The following is an 18,116-nucleotide window of genomic DNA, read 5'->3' as shown; positions in this document are numbered from 1 at the left end:
GCGCCTATAGCAGCAGCGCGGCATCTTTGGGGTGCAAGCACTGGAGGTGATTCCTGAGCTCGCTGCTGATGCTGCCGCTGGTCGAGCTCGTCTCGGCGCTCAGTTTATGCGAAAGCGTAACTTTGATGTCGAATAGCTGGCGGAGCATTACCAATCCTTTGGCGGTGCAGGCCCCCTTTAGCATGTAGAAGATGATCTCCTTATGCTTTTCCTTCGATTCGGTCATCAGGTTAATCAAGCTGTCGGAGCGCGAGAGCATCTGGATGCCCGAGATGTAGAGCCTAGCGGCCAGCAGGGTGTCTATGCCGATCTCGAATAGCCCCTCGTTGATGGCTTTCTTAAAGGTGTAGCTGGTAATCTCGATAATATCTTGCTGGTGGGCCTCAACCAGCGTGGCAAACGACTCGGTGTGGTGGATGTTGCCCAGCGGCGCAAGCAGGTGGTAGCAGTCGTTGTAGGTCTTGTTGATGGTTTCGCTAAGCATCAGCAGCGTTTCAAAGGGCGATTGGCCCTCGTGTATGGCTGTTCTGATCAGGCCCAGCTTGCAGCGGATATAGTTGTCGATGATGCACTCGCAGAGCTCCTGCTTGCTCTCGAAGTAGTTGTAAATCGTCTTCTTGGTTACGCCGATGGCCGTTGCCAGCTCCTCGATCTTGATCCGCTCGCTCCGGCTTTCGAGCAGGAGGTCGGTGATCTTATTTAGGTAGTATAGCCGTCTCGATTTCATGTCCGATTTTTGTTTATTGTGGTTGTATTACTGCGATTCTATTCGCTATTTGTAGGTGAAATTTGGGCGTAAATCTACCAAATTTAACCGATTTGCCCTTATGCCGAAGGGCTGATTTCAGCAAGCATAGCTCTCTGTGTATTTTACCAAAACGGTAAAAACGAAAGGCTAAGGTTGGCAAAGGATGGCGTGCTGCTGTTGCTATTGCCCATGACGCTTCTGGTAGAAGCCTCCGCATGGGCTACGTCATCCGTGAGCGGTTGCTTAATGGGGCTTGGCTTTTGCCAAGCAGTTTGGTAAAGATGAGTACGGCCCTGCCCCTAAGCTCTAGGAGGCAGAGCCGATACTCAATAATACAAGTAAAATAGAGGTACTGCTGGTGCTTTGTGGCTAGTGCCTATAGCCCATAGCCGTTAAGCTAAGGCTTAATCTCAAGCCTAAATGCATAATCAGGGCTGTTTATCCCCTCCTCGGGAGGGGTAGGGGTGGGTTTGCTTATTCGAATCAACATTGGTTACTTCTCTTAGCGTTCTTAACCCACCCCTGCCCCTCCAAGGAGGGAACAAGTTGCCTTAATCATGAGTTGGCGCTTAATGTACTTCCTTTCAGAAGATCAATTCGCCAATTGTCTCGGCTTGACAGCTAGTGCCTGTAACCCTTGCAGGCTACTGGGCGTCCACCTCTTCCAGCGCTTTTACCTTTTTGCTATTCTCTTCAGCCTTTACCGCCTTCTTGTGGCCGTGCTTCGTAAACTTCTCCTTGTACTTCTCCATGGTCATGTACACCGAAGGAACTAGGATAAGCGTTAGCATCAGCGAGCTGGTCAAACCGCCAATGATTACCCATGCAAGGCCATTTTTGCTCTCGGCACCGGCACCCGATGCGAGGGCAATAGGCGTCATACCAAGGATCATCGAAAGGGTGGTCATCATAATAGGGCGAAGTCTTTCCTTTCCTGCCTCAATCAGGGCATCATGAACAGATGCTCCCTGCTCGCGCTGCTTGTTGGCGAAGTCTACGATAAGGATGGCGTTCTTGGCCACCAACCCGATGAGCATAATCATACCGATGATGGAGAATATGGTCAGGTACTCGCCGGTTAGGGCCAGCGCAAAGAGCGCACCTACAATGGCCGCAGGGATCGAGAACATCACCACGAATGGGTAGAGGTACGAGTTGTAGAGCGCTACCATAATCAGGTAAACGAAGATCAGCGCAGCAAGGATTGCCGTAAACAGGCTGCCGAATGCATCTCCCTGGCGCTCCATTTGCCCCTTGTAGTCGATGGATATCTCGCCCGGATGGATCTTTTCGCTAATGGCCTTCTTGATCTCTTCACCCACCGTTCCCATTGGGCGTCCGTACACCGACGATTTAACAATGATGGAGGGGATACGGTTGTAGCGCTCGAGCTTGTTAGGTCCCAGCGACTGAGATACGTTGGCGAAGCTGCTTACCTCTACTAGCTGACCGCTTTTATTCAAAACGGTGAGCGATCCGATGTCTTCCACGCGGTTTCTGTCGAATTTGTCGAGCCTTACGTTGATATCGTAGTCCTTGTCGCCCTCTGCATACTGCAGATCGGTGTTTCCGGCAAGGGCTAGGTTAAGCACGCTGCCCACCTGCTGAACAGAGAGGTTCATGCGCTCCATCTTCTCGCGGTCGAGCTGGATTTGCATCTCGGGATTACTCCTATCGATGGAGAGTTTTACGTCGTTGGTTCCGGGAACCTGCTTTACCACCTTCATTACGCTATCGGCCAAGGCGTATAGTCGGGTTACGTTGGCGCCGCGCAAAAGAACCTGGATGGGAGCATCGTCGGCGGTACCCATGATGTTGGCCTGGGTGGCGCTTACCTTTAATCCGGGGATGCTTTGGATCTCCTTCTTAACGGTTGCCGCAAATGCGTCAACTGGTGTAGTGCGTTCCTCCTTGGGGACAAGGGTTACGGTAACCTCTGCCTTGTAGGCCGAGCTGCTTCCGCCGCCTAGGTCGGAGCTGGAGAAGCCCACGTTGGAGAATACCTTAGTTACCTCGGGGTGTTTCTTGAGGATGCCCTCCACCTTTTCGACCAGCAGCGAGGTTTGGCGAAGCGAGTTCTGGGGTTCGCCCTCGAGCTTAATCACAAACTCGCCGCGGTCGCCGTCTTTCGAGAATGCTGCCCCAATAAGGCCCATTCCTACCAGCGAAAAGGACAAAATGATAAGCGCTGTTATGGTAGCGTACACCGTTTTGCGGTGGCCCAACGCCCAGCGAAGTACTCGCTCGTAGATATGCACTAATTTGTTGAAGAACTTCTCGAACCAGAGCGCAAAGCGGCCAATTAGCGTGTTGCGGGTTAGCGCTTCTATCTTGCTAAAGCGCGAAGCCAGCAGCGGAGTTACGGTAAACGATACGATTAAGCTCATCAGCGTCGAGAAAACGATTACCAGCGCAAACTCGCGAAGCATATTACCGATCATACCCGAAACCAGCGAGAGGGGAAGGAATACCACCACGTCCACCATGGTAATAGCCACAGCGGTATAGCCAATCTCGTTTCGGCCATCGAGCGCGGCCATGCGCTTATCCTTACCCATTTCGAGGTGACGGTAAATGTTCTCGAGCACAACGATAGAGTCGTCCACCAGAATACCGATTACCAGCGAGAGCGCCATTAAGGTGAGCAGGTTTAGCGAAAAGTCGAAGACGTACATCGCAATGAACACCGAAATGATAGAGCAGGGGATGGAGATTAGCACAATGAACGAGTTGCGTATGCTATGCAGGAAGAAGAACATCACCATGGCCACCAGGATAATGGCAAACATCAGGTCCTCCATTACCGCGTTGGCCGAGTCAAGCGTATAGGTCGAGCTGTCGGAGCCTATGTTGAACTTGATACCCTTATCGGCGTACTGCTTTTCGATCTTTGTCAGCTGCTCCTTAACCTGCTTACAAACATCTACCGTATTGGCGTCGGTTTGCTTAACAATGAGGATACCGATGGATGTTTTGCCGTTGATTCGGCTTGTGGTGGTTTGCTCTGCTATACCATCCACCACGTCGGCTACGTCCGAAAGCTTAACGACGCTGCCCGCTGCGTTGGTGGCAACGGTAATGTTTCTGATCTTATCGAACGAGTTCACCTTACCTAGAAGGCGGACGGTGTACTGCTTCAGATCGCCCTCCACCTTTCCGGTAGGCATCTCAAGGTTGGCAGCCTGAATGGCCTGGTAAACTTGGCTGATGGAAAGCTTATAGGTGTCGAGCTTCTGCTTGTTAACGTTGATCTTAATCTCACGTTCGCTACCTCCAACAAGCGTAATTTGTCCCACGCCGTTTATCTTCGAGAGCTGGGGCTTTATCTCATCGTCGGTGAGCTGGTAAAGCTTGGTTGGCTCCATCTTTCCGGTGACGCCCAACTTCATGATAGGCATCTCGTCGGTTGAGAATTTATTGATGGATGGTGCTTTGGCTTCCGTGGGAAGCTGAGATACCATGGCGTTCACCTTACGTTGAGCGTCCTGCAGCGCACGATTCGGATCGGCGCTCGATTCGAGCTCGATAACCACGCTCGATACGCCTTCCTGCGACGAAGAGTAGAGGTTCTTGATATTCTCCAACGACGAAACGGCATCTTCCACCTTCTTGGTCACGGAGCTTTCCACCTCGTTGGCCGAAGCACCCGGGTAAATGGTGGTGATACTAACTACGGGAATGTTCATTTTGGGGATCAGGTCGTAGTTCAAGAGCGAGTACGAGGTGATACCCAGAATGGCCAATACCGCAAAGGCAACAACTACCAGCGTGGGTCGTTTAATTGCAACTTCAGTTATCGACATGTTTATACGCTTTGTTTAGTTGTTTACTTTAATTGCTTTGCCATCGATAAGGTTAACCTGTCCGGTGGTTACTACCTTTTCGCCTTCGCTCAGACCCGAGGTAACCTCTAGAAATTTGTCGTTGCCGCCGCTAACAACAATGTTGCGCAGTACGGCTTTGCCGTTCTCGGCAACGTACACCTTGGCCTCCTTTACGCTACCCTGCAGCGCCTCGCGAGGAATGGTGAGAACCTTTGCCTTCGATGGCAGGTCGAAATGAACGTTTACGAAGGTGCCTGCTTTAAGGCGGTTCTTGCCGTTATTGGCGATCAGCAGCTCTACCTGATAGTTGTGGGCCTCGTCGCCTTTGGGGCTGATGAAGCTGATCTTACCCGCGAATGTTGCCGTTGGGTACACCTCGGTGGTGATCGATGCCTTGTCGCCCTGCTTCAACAGGTAAACGTTGGCTTCCGAAACGTTGAGCTTTATCTTCATTTGGTTTACGTCTACGATGGTGGCGATGGGGTTTCCTACATTAACGAAGGTCCCACGTTCAACCACCTTCTTGGATATGATACCGCTGATGGGCGATTTAACGGTGGCGTCGGCCAGCTGCTTAGCGGCCAGCTGCTCTTGGACAACGGCGTTGTCGTAGGCGTTCTGCGCATCGTCAACCTGCTGTTCGGTGGCGCTTCCACCTTGGTAGAGGCTCTTGTATCGGGCTAAGTCTTTGGTCAATTTCTTAACGCTCAGCTGCGCGGTCTTTAGTGCCAGCTGCTTTTGCCTGTTGTCGATAAGGGCAATGGTATGTCCTTGGGCAACGCATTGTCCAAGGTCGATGTTTAGCGCGGTGATGGTGCCCTGCGCTTCAGCCGAGATGACGATTTCCTTAGAGGCATCTAGGTATCCAACCAAGTTCAGGTTCTGCTCCAGCTGCATGCTCTTTACCGCAGCAACGTCTACGCTGGTGTAGGATAAGTCGGTACTTACATTTTGCTTGGCGTTAATCTTTTCGTGGTTGCTCTTTAGCCTAAAAACAATTAGCACAACAAGTACTATAGCAACTATAATGGCTACTATTCTTTTCATACAATATCTATTTGAGTTGGTTGTTTATAAAGTTTTCGAGGTTACCCTTCGACTGCTCGTAGTCTATTTTGGCGATATAGAGGCTGAGTAGCTTGTTGAAGTAGTTGTTTTGAGCCTCGCGCAGGGAGGTTTCGGCCTGAACTAGGTCGAGAGTTTTGCTTACCCCTTGCTTACATTCGAGCTGCGTGTTGGCGTACACCCTTTGGGCAAGGTCTAAGTTCTCCTTTTCGTTCTGGATGTTCTCTAGGGCGTTACGGTACTGAATATCGTAGTTCGATATCTGAACGCGGATGTTCTGTTCGGTTAGCTTCAGGTTCTCTTGGCTCTTGGCGATGTTCAGCTTGGCCTGATTGAGGCGCTGGTATCTCTGAAAGCCCGAGAAAATAGGAATCGAGAGCTTAAGCCCAATCGATTGGCTGTTAAACCACTTCTGATCCGACTCGTAAAACTTGAACTCCTGGTTCATGGCGTTGTAGTTGTAGTTGTAGTAGGCCGATAGGGTAGGAAGGTACGAGGCTATGCTCTTCTTCTTATCGAGTTCGGTAAGCGCCATGTTCGTTTTCAGAATCTGGTAGTCGCTTCTTTTCTCTATGGTGCTATCGGTAATGGCATCGGTTGCCATTCTGTCGAAGCTAAATTCGGGAACAACGTCAGGTAGGACGATTGCGCTGTCGAGCGGCATGCCCATCTGGTTCTTCAGGTTGTTTAGCGACTGGCTGTAGCTCAGCTCGGTTTGCTTTAGCGACGACTTGGTGTTGTTAAAGCTTACGCGCAGCTTGTCAACGTCAATTTGCTTGGCCATACCGTTCTTAAGGCGCAGTTCTACCGATTTTAGCGACTCCTCCGAGGCATCGAGTGTTGCCTTTAGCACGTTTAGCTGCTTCTGTATGATTAAAGCCTGATAGAAACCGATGCTGATGTTGTAGGTAACCGATTCTTGCGTCTTCTTTTGGTTCTGCTCCGAGAGCAGCTTGTTTGTCTTTACCGTCTTAAGCGATACAAAGAACTGCGGATCGAAGATGCTCTGCGTAACTTGGACGCCTGCTGCAATGCTATACTTCGTTCCAAACGATACGGCCTTGTAGGTTCCTGGCGTTCCGCCAAACATTTCGGCCGGTAGCAGCTGCTTGCTTAGCTTAAGGTTATCGTCCAACGAGCCCGATGCGTTTACCTGTGGCAGGTAGGTGCCCATTTGCTCGTAAACCTTGCGTTGCGAAACCTCCAGCTCGTATCCCGAGATCTTTAGGTTGCGGTTGTTCGTGCTGGCGTAATTTAGGCACTCCTTAAGCGTTGTTGCCTTTTGGGCAATTGCCGACGATCCGAAGAGTATCGACAAAAGAAGTGCAATCCCAGCTGTTGACTTGGATTTACTCATGTATTGTTGGGTTGATTATTTAAAAGGTTGCAGTGTCTACTGTTGATGTAGTCAACTATTAGGATAAAATTTTTTTAAGACATCTTTTCGGCGTTGCTTTTAATCTTTTCGGCAACTGTAAAAAAGGTATCGATATCCGTTTGGCTAATTCCTTCAAGTAGTTTTTCGTTTAGCGCAGTACTAATCTCGGTGACTTTGGTAAGTGTGCTTTTCCCGTGCTGTGTTACTACTAGTACGTTCTTACGTCTATCCTGTGGATCGCTAGTTCTAACTACAAGCCGCTTCTTTTCCAACGAATCGATCAAGCGAAGTATGGCAGACTTATCCTTACCCATAAACTCGGCCATGTCTTGTTGAGCAACCTCCTCCTTATTTTCGGAAATAGCGTGCAGCAGTCCCAGCTGCTCCAAGGTTATATTGATTTCCTCTTCAGATAACTTGCGTTTTAGAACCTTTGCGATCTTTCCCATCATCCGTCCTACTACGTGGCCGATGGGTAATCCTTTTTCCTTCATGTTTTCCTTTTGTTTTACGTTGCAAAAGTATATCAACAGTTGACATGTGCAACTATCTCGGTTGTCAATTAATATACGATAGCTATTTATTGGCTTATGCACCCTCCGAGTACGTACAAATCTTGAAAGATGTTCCATTTCGGGCTGTGCAAATACTTCTACTATGAGGGCTTTTCTTTACTGTTTGTGGCAAAAACTCGTTTCCCCAGCCGTTGACGATCTTCTATAGATGCTACCTTTACCCGCAGTAAAACATCTTAACACTATGCTATGAAAAGAACTGTAATGCTACTAATTCTGCTATTAGTTGGCGCCACTTTCGGCTATTCGCAAACGGCTTGGGTGCGAATCAACCAGGCTGGATACCTTCCACAAACGCCTAAGGTGGCGGTCTTTCTCTCCTCCGAACCTATCGCGCTAAAGTCATTTACCGTGCGAGAGGCAAAAACGGATAAGGTTGTCTTTAAAGGAAAGCCTGCTGAGCGCAATGCTCAACTTTGGGGAATGAAATCGGCATACCGACTGCCTTTTTCCTCATTTGACAAGGTGGGTGCCTACTATGTAGAGGCAAATGGAACGCGCTCGCTCAACTTTACAATTGGAAACAACGTCTATAAAGGTGCCGCAGATTATGTGCTGAATTACATGAGGCAGCAACGCTGTGGCTACAACCCTTATCTCGATACGTTATGCCATCAGCACGATGGCTTCATTGTAGATCACCCTACGCGAACTGGAGAGCACATTGATGTAACCGGAGGTTGGCACGATGCAGCCGATTATCTGCAATACGTAACCACTTCGGCAAATGCGGTGTACCAAATGCTTTTTGCCTACACCAAGAACCCTCATGCCTTCAAGGATGAGTATAATGCTTTAGGAAAAAAAGGTAAAAATGGGATCCCGGATATACTAGATGAGGCACGATGGGGCTTAGATTGGCTGGTTCGAATGAATCCAGACTCCTCGGTGATGTTTAACCAGATTGCAGACGACCGCGATCATGCCAATTTCCGATCTCCTAGCCACGATAAGGTTGATTATGGTTGGGGACCAGGCTTAGGGCGCCCCGTTTACTACGTAACGGGAAAGGTTCAGGGATTAAGGAAGTACAAGAATAGAACAACTGGCGTTGCTTCAACGGCAGGGAAGTTCGCTTCGGCCTTTGCTTTAGGATCAAAGGTATTTGCCAGCATCGATCCCGTGTTTGCGAAAACCATTGCTAAGAAATCGGAAGAGGCCTATGCCTACGGCGAGGCCAATCCGGGTGTTTGCCAAACGGCCTGCACCGTATCGCCCTACTTTTACGAGGAGGGCAACTACGTTGACGATATGGAGCTGGCCGCAGCATCTATAAACCAACTGAATGGAAATAGTAGCTACCTCGAAAAAGCGGATACTTGGGGCAAGCAGGAGCCCGTTACGCCTTGGATGGAAACAGGGAAGGCCCGTCACTACGAGTGGTACCCCTTTGTTAACCTAGGTCACTACCTTATGGCAACTTCTTCCAGCAGCGACATTAAAAAGAGGTACATCGAGTATATGCGCCAGGGGCTAGAGGATATTCTTAAGAGGGCAGGCGATGATCCCTTTATGAATGGTGTTCCCTACCTTTGGTGTTCCAACAACTTTGTGTTCGGTGCGCTTACGCAGGCTCGCCTTTACAACGAGCTAACTGGCGATACCCGATTCTTAGAAATGGAGGCGGCTCTTCGCGACTGGGAGTTTGGCTGTAATCCGTGGGGAACTTCGATGATTTGCGGCTATCCTAACGGTGCAGATACCCCTTTGCTTCCACATTCGGCATATACCAATGAGTGGGGAGACCCAACCTGGGGCGGTTTGGTGGATGGCCCTGTTTACCAAAGCATCTTTAAAAGCTTGCGCGGGGTAATGCTGAAGAATCCAGACGTTTATTGGCCCTTCCAAAATGGACCAGCTGTGTACCACGATGCCATTCACGATTACTCATCCAACGAGCCTACCATGGATGGTACTGCCTCTACAACGTTCTACCTGTCGTCGCTTGAGCGACCCGATGCCGCGTTGGCAACGAACAATTGCGTTGTAGATGAGCAGGGCGGTGTTGTTCGGATGGATGTAAGGCAGAAGAAAATTTACCTGGTGTTTACTGCCGACTCGCTTTTCGAAGGTATGGAGCACGTTATGAAGACGCTTAAGGCGAATGGCGTTCCTGGGAACTTCTTCTTTACGGGGAATTGCCTTCGCATGAATGGTGCTACCGCTCGTCAGCTTGTTAAAGCTGGCTACTACGTAGGTCCACACTCCGATAGGCATATTCTTTACGCCAGCTGGGAAAATAGAAACAAGACCTTGGTAACGCCCGATAGCCTTGACGCTGATATCAGAAACAACCTGATGGAGCTGAAGAAGGTGGGGGGTAACCTTAAGACGCTTAGCTGGTACATTCCTCCCTACGAGCACTACAACAAGGACGTTGTGGCACGAAGCAGGGCTGCGGGGCTGAATATTGTTACTCTTTCGCCCAAAACGTACACCAATGCCGACTATACCACCCCTTCGATGAAGAGCTACCGCTCGTCGGAGCAGATTATGAAGCTGCTGTTCGATTCGGAGAAGAACGATGCCAATGGGCTTAACGGCGCCATTCTGCTGATACACCCGGGTACGCAGAGCGAGCGTACCGATAAGCTATACCTCCGCCTGGATGAGCTTGTAAAAAGCCTAAAGCAAAAGGGATACAGCTTCGGATCGTTTAAGGACGTTGCTCAGGCGCAGTAGTGCGCTGTTCATATCAACGGTAATAATAAAGAAGGGCAGCCTATGCGGGTTGCCCTTTTTTATTGTGGCGGGTGATCTTGTATTGCTTATCCGCCCATAGTATTTGTGATAGCCATTCTTATTCAATCGTACCAGAAATTGCCTGCAAAGCGTTGCCATTGCTTGCTACTTACGGTGGCCTGCGGCTAGATCATCCCAATCGCACTTAAAAAATCCTTTATCCCGGTAAAGCACATCTGTACTCCAATGGTTGCAATGATGAGCCCGAGGATTCGGATAAGCGGCGACATTAGGTTGAAGCGGTTGAGTATGCCTCCAAGGTGTTTCGCATGCAGCATGATAAACGTGTTGGTGGCTATTACGGCAAGAATGGCGAGAATGGTGACAATTGTGCCGTCTTGATTAGGAAGGGTAACTGCTGCAGTAATGGTTCCAGGGCCTGCAATCATCGGCATGGCAATAGGTACTGCCGATACGTCGTTTAGGCGCGTTTGCGGATCGATCTTTATTAGAATGCCCTCCTGTAGCGCAAGAAAACCGTTGTAGAGCAGCACAAATCCGCAGGTTATGCGAAAGGCGTAGAGGTTTATGTTGAAGACGTAGGTGAAAATAGCGTTGCCCAGCGCCAAAAAAAGCAGTAGGATAATTGCTGCCACAAGGTTAGACTTCAGGGCGACGTACCGGCGGTCGCGGTCGCTCAGCTGCGAATCGAGCGAAAGCATGACAAAGATTTTCTGTACCGGGTTAACCAGCGCAAGCATGGTGACGAATACAGAAAAGAACTGCTCTGTTCGGATATCAAATAGGCTTTCCATATTGCATGGTGGGTTTGGTTGTTTGGCGGTTTGCAGGATGCTAAACCTCCCGTAAAGCTAGCAAATATTGGCTGCCGATGAATGCTCCTGCGTTTTGTTTTTAGCCGATATCACCGAAAGAGAATTTGGAGTTCGCACGTTTTCATTCTCCGACGCAGGGTAAATGCTTCTGCCAACAGCTATTTATTGCAATAAGCTGTAGACGATTGTCGGCTTTGCGAGGAGAGGCATTAACCTTTTTGAATAGTAGTTTGTTTCTAAAAGTGGAGCAGCTGTTGTAACTTGCTCCAAGGTGAATGGGGAGGGTAAGCCCTGCTTACCTTAGGCGTTTTTGAATTGTAAGTTGTTTGGGGATACCCTGCAAAGGTTGTCCTTTTTAAATCGTTAGCATCCAGCTTCGTTCGATTGTTGGTTAGGGGTAGAATAGCAGAATTCGGCATTTGAGTACTCACTTTTATATTGAAGCTATGAGCATGTTCTGTAACCAATGTCAGGAGACAGCTAAGAATACGGGCTGTACAATAAATGGTGTTTGTGGAAAGAAGGAGAACACCGCAAATATTCAGGATCTACTCGTTTTTGCCTGTCAGGGGCTTGCTTATGTAGCGATTGAAGCTCGGAAAAAGGGGCTTGATACCAGTGTGGAGAGCAAGCATATCACCAATTGCCTGTTTATGACCATCACCAACGCTAATTTTGATGATGAGGCGCTTACTCAAGCTATCAATGAAACTATTTTGCTTAGGGATAACCTTAAGGGGCGGGTGAGTATCACCGAAAAGCACGACTCGGTTTCGTGGATTGGCAAAACCGCCGAGGATTTCACCAAAAAGGCGAAGGCGGTTAGCACCCTTACCTACGATAGCGACGAGGATATCCGCGCGCTGAAGCAGTATGCGCTATTTGGCATTAAGGGTATTGCCGCTTACGCCGAGCATGCCTTTAATCTTGGCTTCGAGGAAGCCAATATTTACGCCTTTATGGAGGAAACGCTGGTGATGCTAACCAAGCCAATCAGCAAAAACGACATCTTGGAATGGATTATGCGGACGGGCGAGCATGGGGTTAAGGTGATGGCGCTGCTCGACAAGGCCAATACATCAACTTTCGGAAATCCTGAAATCACCAAGGTTAATATTGGGGTGGGGAAGAACCCGGGGATACTGGTGAGCGGGCACGACTTGAAGGATTTGGAGCAGCTGCTGATTCAAACCGAAGGAACGGGCGTGGATGTGTACACGCATTCGGAGATGCTGCCCTCGCATGCCTACCCTTTCTTTAAGAAGTACAAGCATCTGGTGGGCAACTACGGCAATGCCTGGCATCGGCAGCTCGACGAGTTCGAAACGTTCAACGGTCCCATTCTCTTTACCACCAACTGCCTAGTGCCGCCACGCAAGACATCGACGTATAACAACCGGGTGTTTACCACGGGAGCCACCGGAATGCCCGAGTGGCGGTACATCGACCGAAAGCAGGCGAATGGGCATAAGGATTTCTCGGAGATCATCGAATTGGCAAAGACGTGCGCGCCTCCTACCGAGATTGAAAAGGGGGAGATCACCATTGGCTTTGCGCATGACCAGGTTTTGGCGCTTGCCGATAAGCTGCTGGAGGCAATTGGCTCGGGCGCCATCAAAAAGCTGGTGGTGATGTCGGGTTGCGACGCGCGGCAGAAGAGCCGCGAGTACTTCACCGAGTTTGCCAGCAAGCTGCCGAAGGATACCGTAATCCTCACCTCGGGATGCGCCAAGTACCGCTACAACAAGCTGGAGCTGGGAAGCATCGACGGCATCCCACGGGTGCTCGATGCCGGGCAGTGCAACGACTCGTACTCCTGGGCGTTTGTGGCGCTTAAGCTCAAGGAGGTTTTAAAGCTCGACGATATCAACCAGCTACCCATCGTATTCAACGTGGCGTGGTACGAGCAAAAGGCCATTATCGTACACCTTGCGCTGCTCTACCTCGGGTTCAAAAACACCCATATCGGGCCAACGCTACCCGGATTTATGACGCCGAACGTGCTGAAGATCGTTCAAGAGGTGTTTGGCGTGCAAACGATTACCACCGTCGAGGAGGATATGAAGATTTTTGAACTAGCCTAAAGGATTATGGAGATGGATGAAAACGATGTTCTTATTTGCAACTGCAACGAGATATATAGGAGCGAGATTGTAAAGGCCATCAAGGAGAAGGGGCTGAAAACGGTGGAGGAGGTCGGCGAGGAAACCACGGCTGGAACCACCTGTGGGCAGTGCCAGGACGATATTCAGGATATCCTTGACGAGCTGAATAAACCTTAGCAGCTAGTATTTCCATATATAGCTCGGGGTAGCTGCGCTGACGGTGCGCTGCCCCGGCTATCCTTTGCTTTTGGGGATATTCTGCCGGTATGCGCGCGCCTGGATATCCTTATGACCTGATGCGGGCATTGCGTGCGAATGGGCAAACGAGCTTAAAATCGAAGTAAGGCAGTAGGGAAATGAAAACGGCAAGCCAAATACTCCTACACGAGCACAATGCAATACTGGTTGCATTAGGGGTAATCGAAAAAATGTGCAAGCACGCCAAAAACCATCATGGCGTAGACCCAAAGGACATCATCGACATCGTCGATTTTTTGGATGTGTACGTCAACGAATGCCACCACACCAAGGAGGAGGTCTTCTTCTTTCCCGCCCTCGTGAAGGTGGGCGTTAGGAATCAGGATGGGCTTATTGGGAGTATGATTGCCGAGCACCGGCTGGAGCGCGAGCTGATCGTCCGCATAAGAGGCTCCATCGTAAATGACGTTGTGGACAAGGAGGAGTTTGTTGGTGCGGCTTCCGCCTACATCGAGCTCATCCGAACGCATATCGTAAAGGAGAACTCGGTGCTCTTCCAGATCAGCGATATCAAATTTACCGAGGCAACTCATCGCCGACTGGTGAATGAATTCGAAAGCATCGAAAAGAATAGGCTCGGCGTGGGCGTCACCGAGAATGCCATTGCCATGCTGAAGGAAATCAAGAAGAAGTACTAGTTTACCACCCTCGCTCTTTAGCGATGCACCCGCTGCCGATGGGGTGTAGAACCCGTATGGCATAGCGCAGCGCTCTTTTTATCGGTCGTAACGCTCCTACAGTCGATTGAAATGCCCTTTTACCCCGTTGTGCCATTCTTTTGTGCTGTTGAAGCAAACTTTTACTCGATTGAAGCTTGCTTTTGGCGTGTTGTAACGCTCTTTTTATGGAGCGTAACGCACTTATGCCCGTTTGTAGCGCACTTTTAATCAAGCGGAGCGTTCTTTAATGGCGTTGTAGTGCTCTTTTGGGGCAGCGCAGCGCCTTTTCGATTTAGGGTAGGGGGATGGCAGTAAGGTTAAGTGGTAGATTGAAGAAATGATCCTTGCAAGGTGGGCTTGGAATCTTTCGTTTAAAATACAAACTCTGAATTTAGCAGAGGCTAGGACATTGTATGGAGAAATTCATCTTCTTTTCTGTTCTTTTTGTAGGGCAAAAAGAACCAAAAACCCTTGACACGAATTAACTCGCTCGGTCGCAGTTGAATGTCGGTATTTCAAGTACTTGTTTCCAGTCTTTTCATCGCTGTTGCGCTAATTGGCAATGTAGTAGCTCCACTCGCTCTAACAGAATTCGTGCCAGTCTGGTATGGCTACGCCATAGTGTTTACGGGGGGATGTTATCCTGCATTAATTACGTCTGTCAGCCGTTAGTTAGTTATTCATCCAATAATAGTATTTCTAAAGTTGTAAAAGCAATATTCTTGCAAGGTGGGCTTGGTACCGCAATAGCTCTTTGTTTGGAGGTTCTGTAAACAGGGAAATGCATTTGAAAATCACAAAACGCAGAGGTGCAGAGACTTATGGCGTGCCTATTTACGACTCACCCCTAAATCCCCTCTCTTAGCCGATAGGTTGGTTTACCAATAAAAGAACGTTGCTGCTTCTACCTCTTCTAATTAGGCGAAGCCTGCTCGGCTAAAAGAGGGGACTTCCTGCTCTCCGATTATGCAGTAGCTTATATCCGTGCCGCAGCCCCCTCTTTGCGAATGGCAAGTAGGCGCTTACGGTATGGGCAGGCTTTCTAATGCCATTCGGAGAGAGGGGGATTGGGGGTGAGTCGAATTTGCGAAGCGGTTAGCACCTTTTTTGTTGCTTACCTATGCTAGGCTTGAAGGCTATTGGGTAGAGGCTTCGGACGAATGAGAACTGTAAGTTGCCGCTTATCACATTGCACGCATGTTGAATATACCGTGTGTTAAAGGTTGGCATTTTTTATTTTTTCAATTAGACATCTCATATTCTTTCTGTTTCTACCAACTGACACAACTGAAGCTCTTTTGTCAGGGTCACAAATACTATTAATCATCACTTTATCATTGTCTATTATTATAGTGATTTGCTCACCCCAACTACCTGTATACCATTTTGGGTATGTCTTAAATACTTTGTAATATTTTGTATTTATAAATGGTATCCATTCAAGTTCATTTGCAGTTGTCTTGATTAATATTTGAATCAAATCAATAGATAAACTTGTTTGTATTTGTTTGAAATTTAGTCTTTTATGTTGAATAAAGAAAAAAACTACGGCTAAAATTATGAAAGGAATCTGTACGAGGAACATTTCCTTAAAAGTTCTTTCTCCTGTGTATTCTCCAGTAAGAAAATGCTTTAACCAGAAAAACGAAAGGAAAAGAAGTGGCTGCAAAAGAAAAATAACAATTAAGTAATGAGTCAATAAGTCCAACCACGAAAGCTTAATTCTTCCCGTCGTTTTCATTATTTCTACCCATTCTTTCTTCATAAATAGTAAGTTTATCTTGTTGCACTCTGTTGAGTTTGCCGTTAACGATGAGAATATGCAAAGTAGGCGATTGCGGGGTTTAAACCTATCAAACTGTTGCGATTTTTAAGCGGGTTACAACCTTTGAATTTACTGCTATTACGCCTATTTTGTATATACATTGTTATGGGTTTGTTGTTTCCCAATTATCATTATTGTTTATTAGTTCTATTAATAGGCTTTGTAAAATTTCATTAATCCATTTAAGCTCAGTTATGATGCTATTACTAGCAAATCTAAATGTTAAATCGTGCTTTTCAGCATGAAACATTTTATTTCTCACAAAATAGCCATACTTAATACATGCGAAAATAATTATCTCAATCTTAGTTTCTCTTCTTGGCGTTTTTACGTTTTGCTCAAGATGTTTTTTTGCAATTTTATAAAAAACACAACTGTCAGTCGAATTTTTATTCTCGCTAAAAATATTTCTTAATGAGTCAAATTTATTAATCTTAGATTCTATTCTATCCATAGCCAAAATGGAGCATAGGAAGTCTTTTTGATAATCAATATTTTCAAGTAATAATTGTGAGATGAAACTATCTGAATAACGATAAATAAGAGCTAGAAATGCTACAACTTTACTTGGAGAATCATAATCATTTTGAATTAATTCGGATACGCGTAAATGTTTCCGTAATTGCTCGATAGACAAATCTTTCACCAAATCAACAGTATTCTCAAAAGATTCTCTGTTATTCAATATGTAGTTTCTTAAAACACGGTGACATTCATTTTCATTTTCACCATTTCCAATATACCTATAAATAGAATTAAAAGACTTCCATAGTCTTTCAAATTTAGTACTAGGTTCTGTTTCAACTAGCGCTTTTAATAAGAAGGTTAAACCATATTTTAAAGTTTCAGATTTATCATCTTTCTTAAATATATTTTTTATCTGACTGATATTTAGTTGTACACCTTGAAAACTATTGTTAAGTATTTGGTCAAGCCTTAAGTTTTTACTAGGTAATTTAAGAACGACCTCTTTGTTTGTTGAGTTTAATCGTATTATTTCTAGAGTTTTAATTTCAACAAAATAAACAGATTGTGCGTAATAATAAATTAGCGATTTAATTATTTGACTATGGATACTATTACTTTCCTCGAAAACAATGTTATTCAAGTTGATTTTTGACTGGCGAAAACAATTTATTATAAGTTTATCTTTTGTAATAATAAGTTCGTCACTACCTCCCTGTTTATTTACATATTCTAAATCAATTCTTTCTTGTGTAATTGATTCGTTAGTTTTTTGAAATAGAATCTGTACAGAATAGTTATGATTAATCTTCCTTTTTGCGATAGTCTTTAAGGAATTCTCAATAAACGAATCAAAACTGGTCTTTTTCTCAAACTGGTAAACATCGTAAACTTCAGGATAAGTTTGTTTAAATTTCACTTTGAAATCTATCAGTGAATAAGAATCGCCATCAAAAGAGTTGTGCAGAACTAATAGTTTTTCGTTTATTGTTTTAATTGGCTTTCCTTTACGTCTCCTCTTTTTTGGTAACTTTACGTCTTCTCCAAAATTTTGTAATGCTCTAAAAGCTTCCTCCTTGCAAGGAAATATTCTATCATTTTTCATCAAACCATACAAAATACGTAAGGATTTCTTGCATCTGAATTTAGATAGTTGTTTAATTGCTTCTAATCTGCATTTATAGTCAGATAAATCCTGAGATAATTTCAGAAGTTCATCAATGTTTTCTGGTTCAATATTTTGGAAAGGATATTTAGACATTTAATTTGGCATTATATTTCGGTACTGTTCTTTTCAATAACCGCTAACTCGTTTATATATGCAATGAAGCTGCCTAATATATCCCTATAAGGGTGTATATATGCAGCTCTAGCTGCTTCTTACTGCTAATCACAAGCCAGCAACCCGAACAGGGTGCTTTACCACAACCATGTTTACCTTAGGGCTTATGATTATAAATAGGAAAGCAATTTAGCGATTATCTGCTGCTGTTATGCAGAAGGGACAAGATTATTTTAGCTTAGCCAGTATAAAGCCAAGCCTTACTGCTACTATTAGGCTTTTGTATTTAAGTATTAAGGCTTTACTTTACGGCTATGGGCTATCGCCTCAGCCGAATCTATTCTGCAGGCTATGCCTACAATGATAAAACCGATGAATGCTGAAGTCTTCGCCTAACGCAGGCTTGCGGTTTGT

12 protein-coding genes are annotated in these 18,116 nt (G+C 46.6%); 4 read left to right on the top strand and 8 right to left on the bottom strand.

Annotated features, from left to right (window positions below; genetic code table 11):
* Positions 1-4: 4 nt before the first annotated feature.
* The 5 genes from ACHZA1_RS00230 to ACHZA1_RS00210 form a co-directional block, all read right to left on the bottom strand.
* Entirely contained in the window at positions 5-727 is a 723-nt protein-coding gene (locus tag ACHZA1_RS00230) for a TetR/AcrR family transcriptional regulator (protein WP_320053226.1), read from the bottom strand.
* A 665-nt stretch (positions 728-1,392) separates the two neighbouring features.
* On the bottom strand, positions 1,393-4,551 hold the full coding sequence (locus ACHZA1_RS00225; protein ID WP_320053225.1) for an efflux RND transporter permease subunit: 3,159 nt from the start codon (positions 4,549-4,551) through the stop codon (positions 1,393-1,395).
* Between the two features lie 15 nt (positions 4,552-4,566).
* Positions 4,567-5,619, bottom strand: coding sequence for an efflux RND transporter periplasmic adaptor subunit (locus tag ACHZA1_RS00220; RefSeq protein ID WP_320053224.1), 1,053 nt, complete (start codon positions 5,617-5,619; stop codon positions 4,567-4,569).
* Between the two features lie 7 nt (positions 5,620-5,626).
* Complete coding sequence (locus ACHZA1_RS00215) at positions 5,627-6,994, bottom strand: TolC family protein (protein WP_320053223.1); 1,368 nt, start codon at positions 6,992-6,994, stop codon at positions 5,627-5,629.
* A 74-nt stretch (positions 6,995-7,068) separates the two neighbouring features.
* Positions 7,069-7,509, bottom strand: coding sequence for a MarR family transcriptional regulator (locus tag ACHZA1_RS00210; protein WP_320053222.1), 441 nt, complete (start codon positions 7,507-7,509; stop codon positions 7,069-7,071).
* A 270-nt stretch (positions 7,510-7,779) separates the two neighbouring features.
* Between ACHZA1_RS00210 and ACHZA1_RS00205 the strand changes: the two genes are divergently transcribed.
* Positions 7,780-10,272: a glycoside hydrolase family 9 protein gene (locus ACHZA1_RS00205; RefSeq protein WP_320053221.1), complete on the top strand. Its 2,493-nt coding sequence runs from the start codon at positions 7,780-7,782 to the stop codon at positions 10,270-10,272.
* 185 nt (positions 10,273-10,457) lie between these two features.
* On the opposite strand, the gene ACHZA1_RS00200 is transcribed toward ACHZA1_RS00205, so the two are convergent.
* On the bottom strand, positions 10,458-11,087 hold the full coding sequence (locus ACHZA1_RS00200) for a MarC family protein (protein ID WP_320053220.1): 630 nt from the start codon (positions 11,085-11,087) through the stop codon (positions 10,458-10,460).
* Between the two features lie 473 nt (positions 11,088-11,560).
* Between ACHZA1_RS00200 and hcp the strand changes: the two genes are divergently transcribed.
* The 3 genes from hcp (at position 11,561) to ACHZA1_RS00185 (ending at position 14,109) form a co-directional block, all read left to right on the top strand.
* On the top strand, positions 11,561-13,192 hold the full coding sequence (hcp, locus tag ACHZA1_RS00195; RefSeq protein WP_320054934.1) for a hydroxylamine reductase: 1,632 nt from the start codon (positions 11,561-11,563) through the stop codon (positions 13,190-13,192).
* Positions 13,193-13,204: 12 nt separating this feature from the next.
* Entirely contained in the window at positions 13,205-13,390 is a 186-nt protein-coding gene (locus tag ACHZA1_RS00190) for a (2Fe-2S)-binding protein (protein WP_320053219.1), read from the top strand.
* A 179-nt stretch (positions 13,391-13,569) separates the two neighbouring features.
* Entirely contained in the window at positions 13,570-14,109 is a 540-nt protein-coding gene (locus ACHZA1_RS00185; protein WP_320053218.1) for a hemerythrin domain-containing protein, read from the top strand.
* Positions 14,110-15,346: 1,237 nt separating this feature from the next.
* Here ACHZA1_RS00185 and ACHZA1_RS00180 read toward each other — a convergent pair.
* Positions 15,347-15,895, bottom strand: a complete 549-nt coding sequence (locus ACHZA1_RS00180) for a hypothetical protein (protein ID WP_320053217.1) — start codon at positions 15,893-15,895, stop codon at positions 15,347-15,349.
* A 163-nt stretch (positions 15,896-16,058) separates the two neighbouring features.
* A complete protein-coding gene (locus ACHZA1_RS00175; protein WP_320053216.1) occupies positions 16,059-17,681 on the bottom strand; it encodes a HEAT repeat domain-containing protein in 1,623 nt (540 codons plus the stop codon).
* Positions 17,682-18,116: the final 435 nt, after the last annotated feature.

The organism is uncultured Acetobacteroides sp. (assembly GCF_963667355.2).
In the GTDB taxonomy this organism is placed as follows: Bacteria; Bacteroidota; Bacteroidia; order Bacteroidales; family ZOR0009; genus Acetobacteroides.
Note: the sequence above shows the minus strand (reverse complement) of the source record. Positions and strands in the feature narration are given on the sequence as shown.

Coding starts and splice junctions, on each gene's coding strand:
- ACHZA1_RS00230 (WP_320053226.1), bottom strand. CDS start 727: ATGAAATCGAGACGGCTATACTACCTAAATAAGATCACCGACCTCCTG.
- ACHZA1_RS00225 (WP_320053225.1), bottom strand. CDS start 4,551: ATGTCGATAACTGAAGTTGCAATTAAACGACCCACGCTGGTAGTTGTT.
- ACHZA1_RS00220 (WP_320053224.1), bottom strand. CDS start 5,619: ATGAAAAGAATAGTAGCCATTATAGTTGCTATAGTACTTGTTGTGCTA.
- ACHZA1_RS00215 (WP_320053223.1), bottom strand. CDS start 6,994: ATGAGTAAATCCAAGTCAACAGCTGGGATTGCACTTCTTTTGTCGATA.
- ACHZA1_RS00210 (WP_320053222.1), bottom strand. CDS start 7,509: ATGAAGGAAAAAGGATTACCCATCGGCCACGTAGTAGGACGGATGATG.
- ACHZA1_RS00205 (WP_320053221.1), top strand. CDS start 7,780: ATGAAAAGAACTGTAATGCTACTAATTCTGCTATTAGTTGGCGCCACT.
- ACHZA1_RS00200 (WP_320053220.1), bottom strand. CDS start 11,087: ATGGAAAGCCTATTTGATATCCGAACAGAGCAGTTCTTTTCTGTATTC.
- hcp (WP_320054934.1), top strand. CDS start 11,561: ATGTTCTGTAACCAATGTCAGGAGACAGCTAAGAATACGGGCTGTACA.
- ACHZA1_RS00190 (WP_320053219.1), top strand. CDS start 13,205: ATGGATGAAAACGATGTTCTTATTTGCAACTGCAACGAGATATATAGG.
- ACHZA1_RS00185 (WP_320053218.1), top strand. CDS start 13,570: ATGAAAACGGCAAGCCAAATACTCCTACACGAGCACAATGCAATACTG.
- ACHZA1_RS00180 (WP_320053217.1), bottom strand. CDS start 15,895: ATGAAGAAAGAATGGGTAGAAATAATGAAAACGACGGGAAGAATTAAG.
- ACHZA1_RS00175 (WP_320053216.1), bottom strand. CDS start 17,681: ATGTCTAAATATCCTTTCCAAAATATTGAACCAGAAAACATTGATGAA.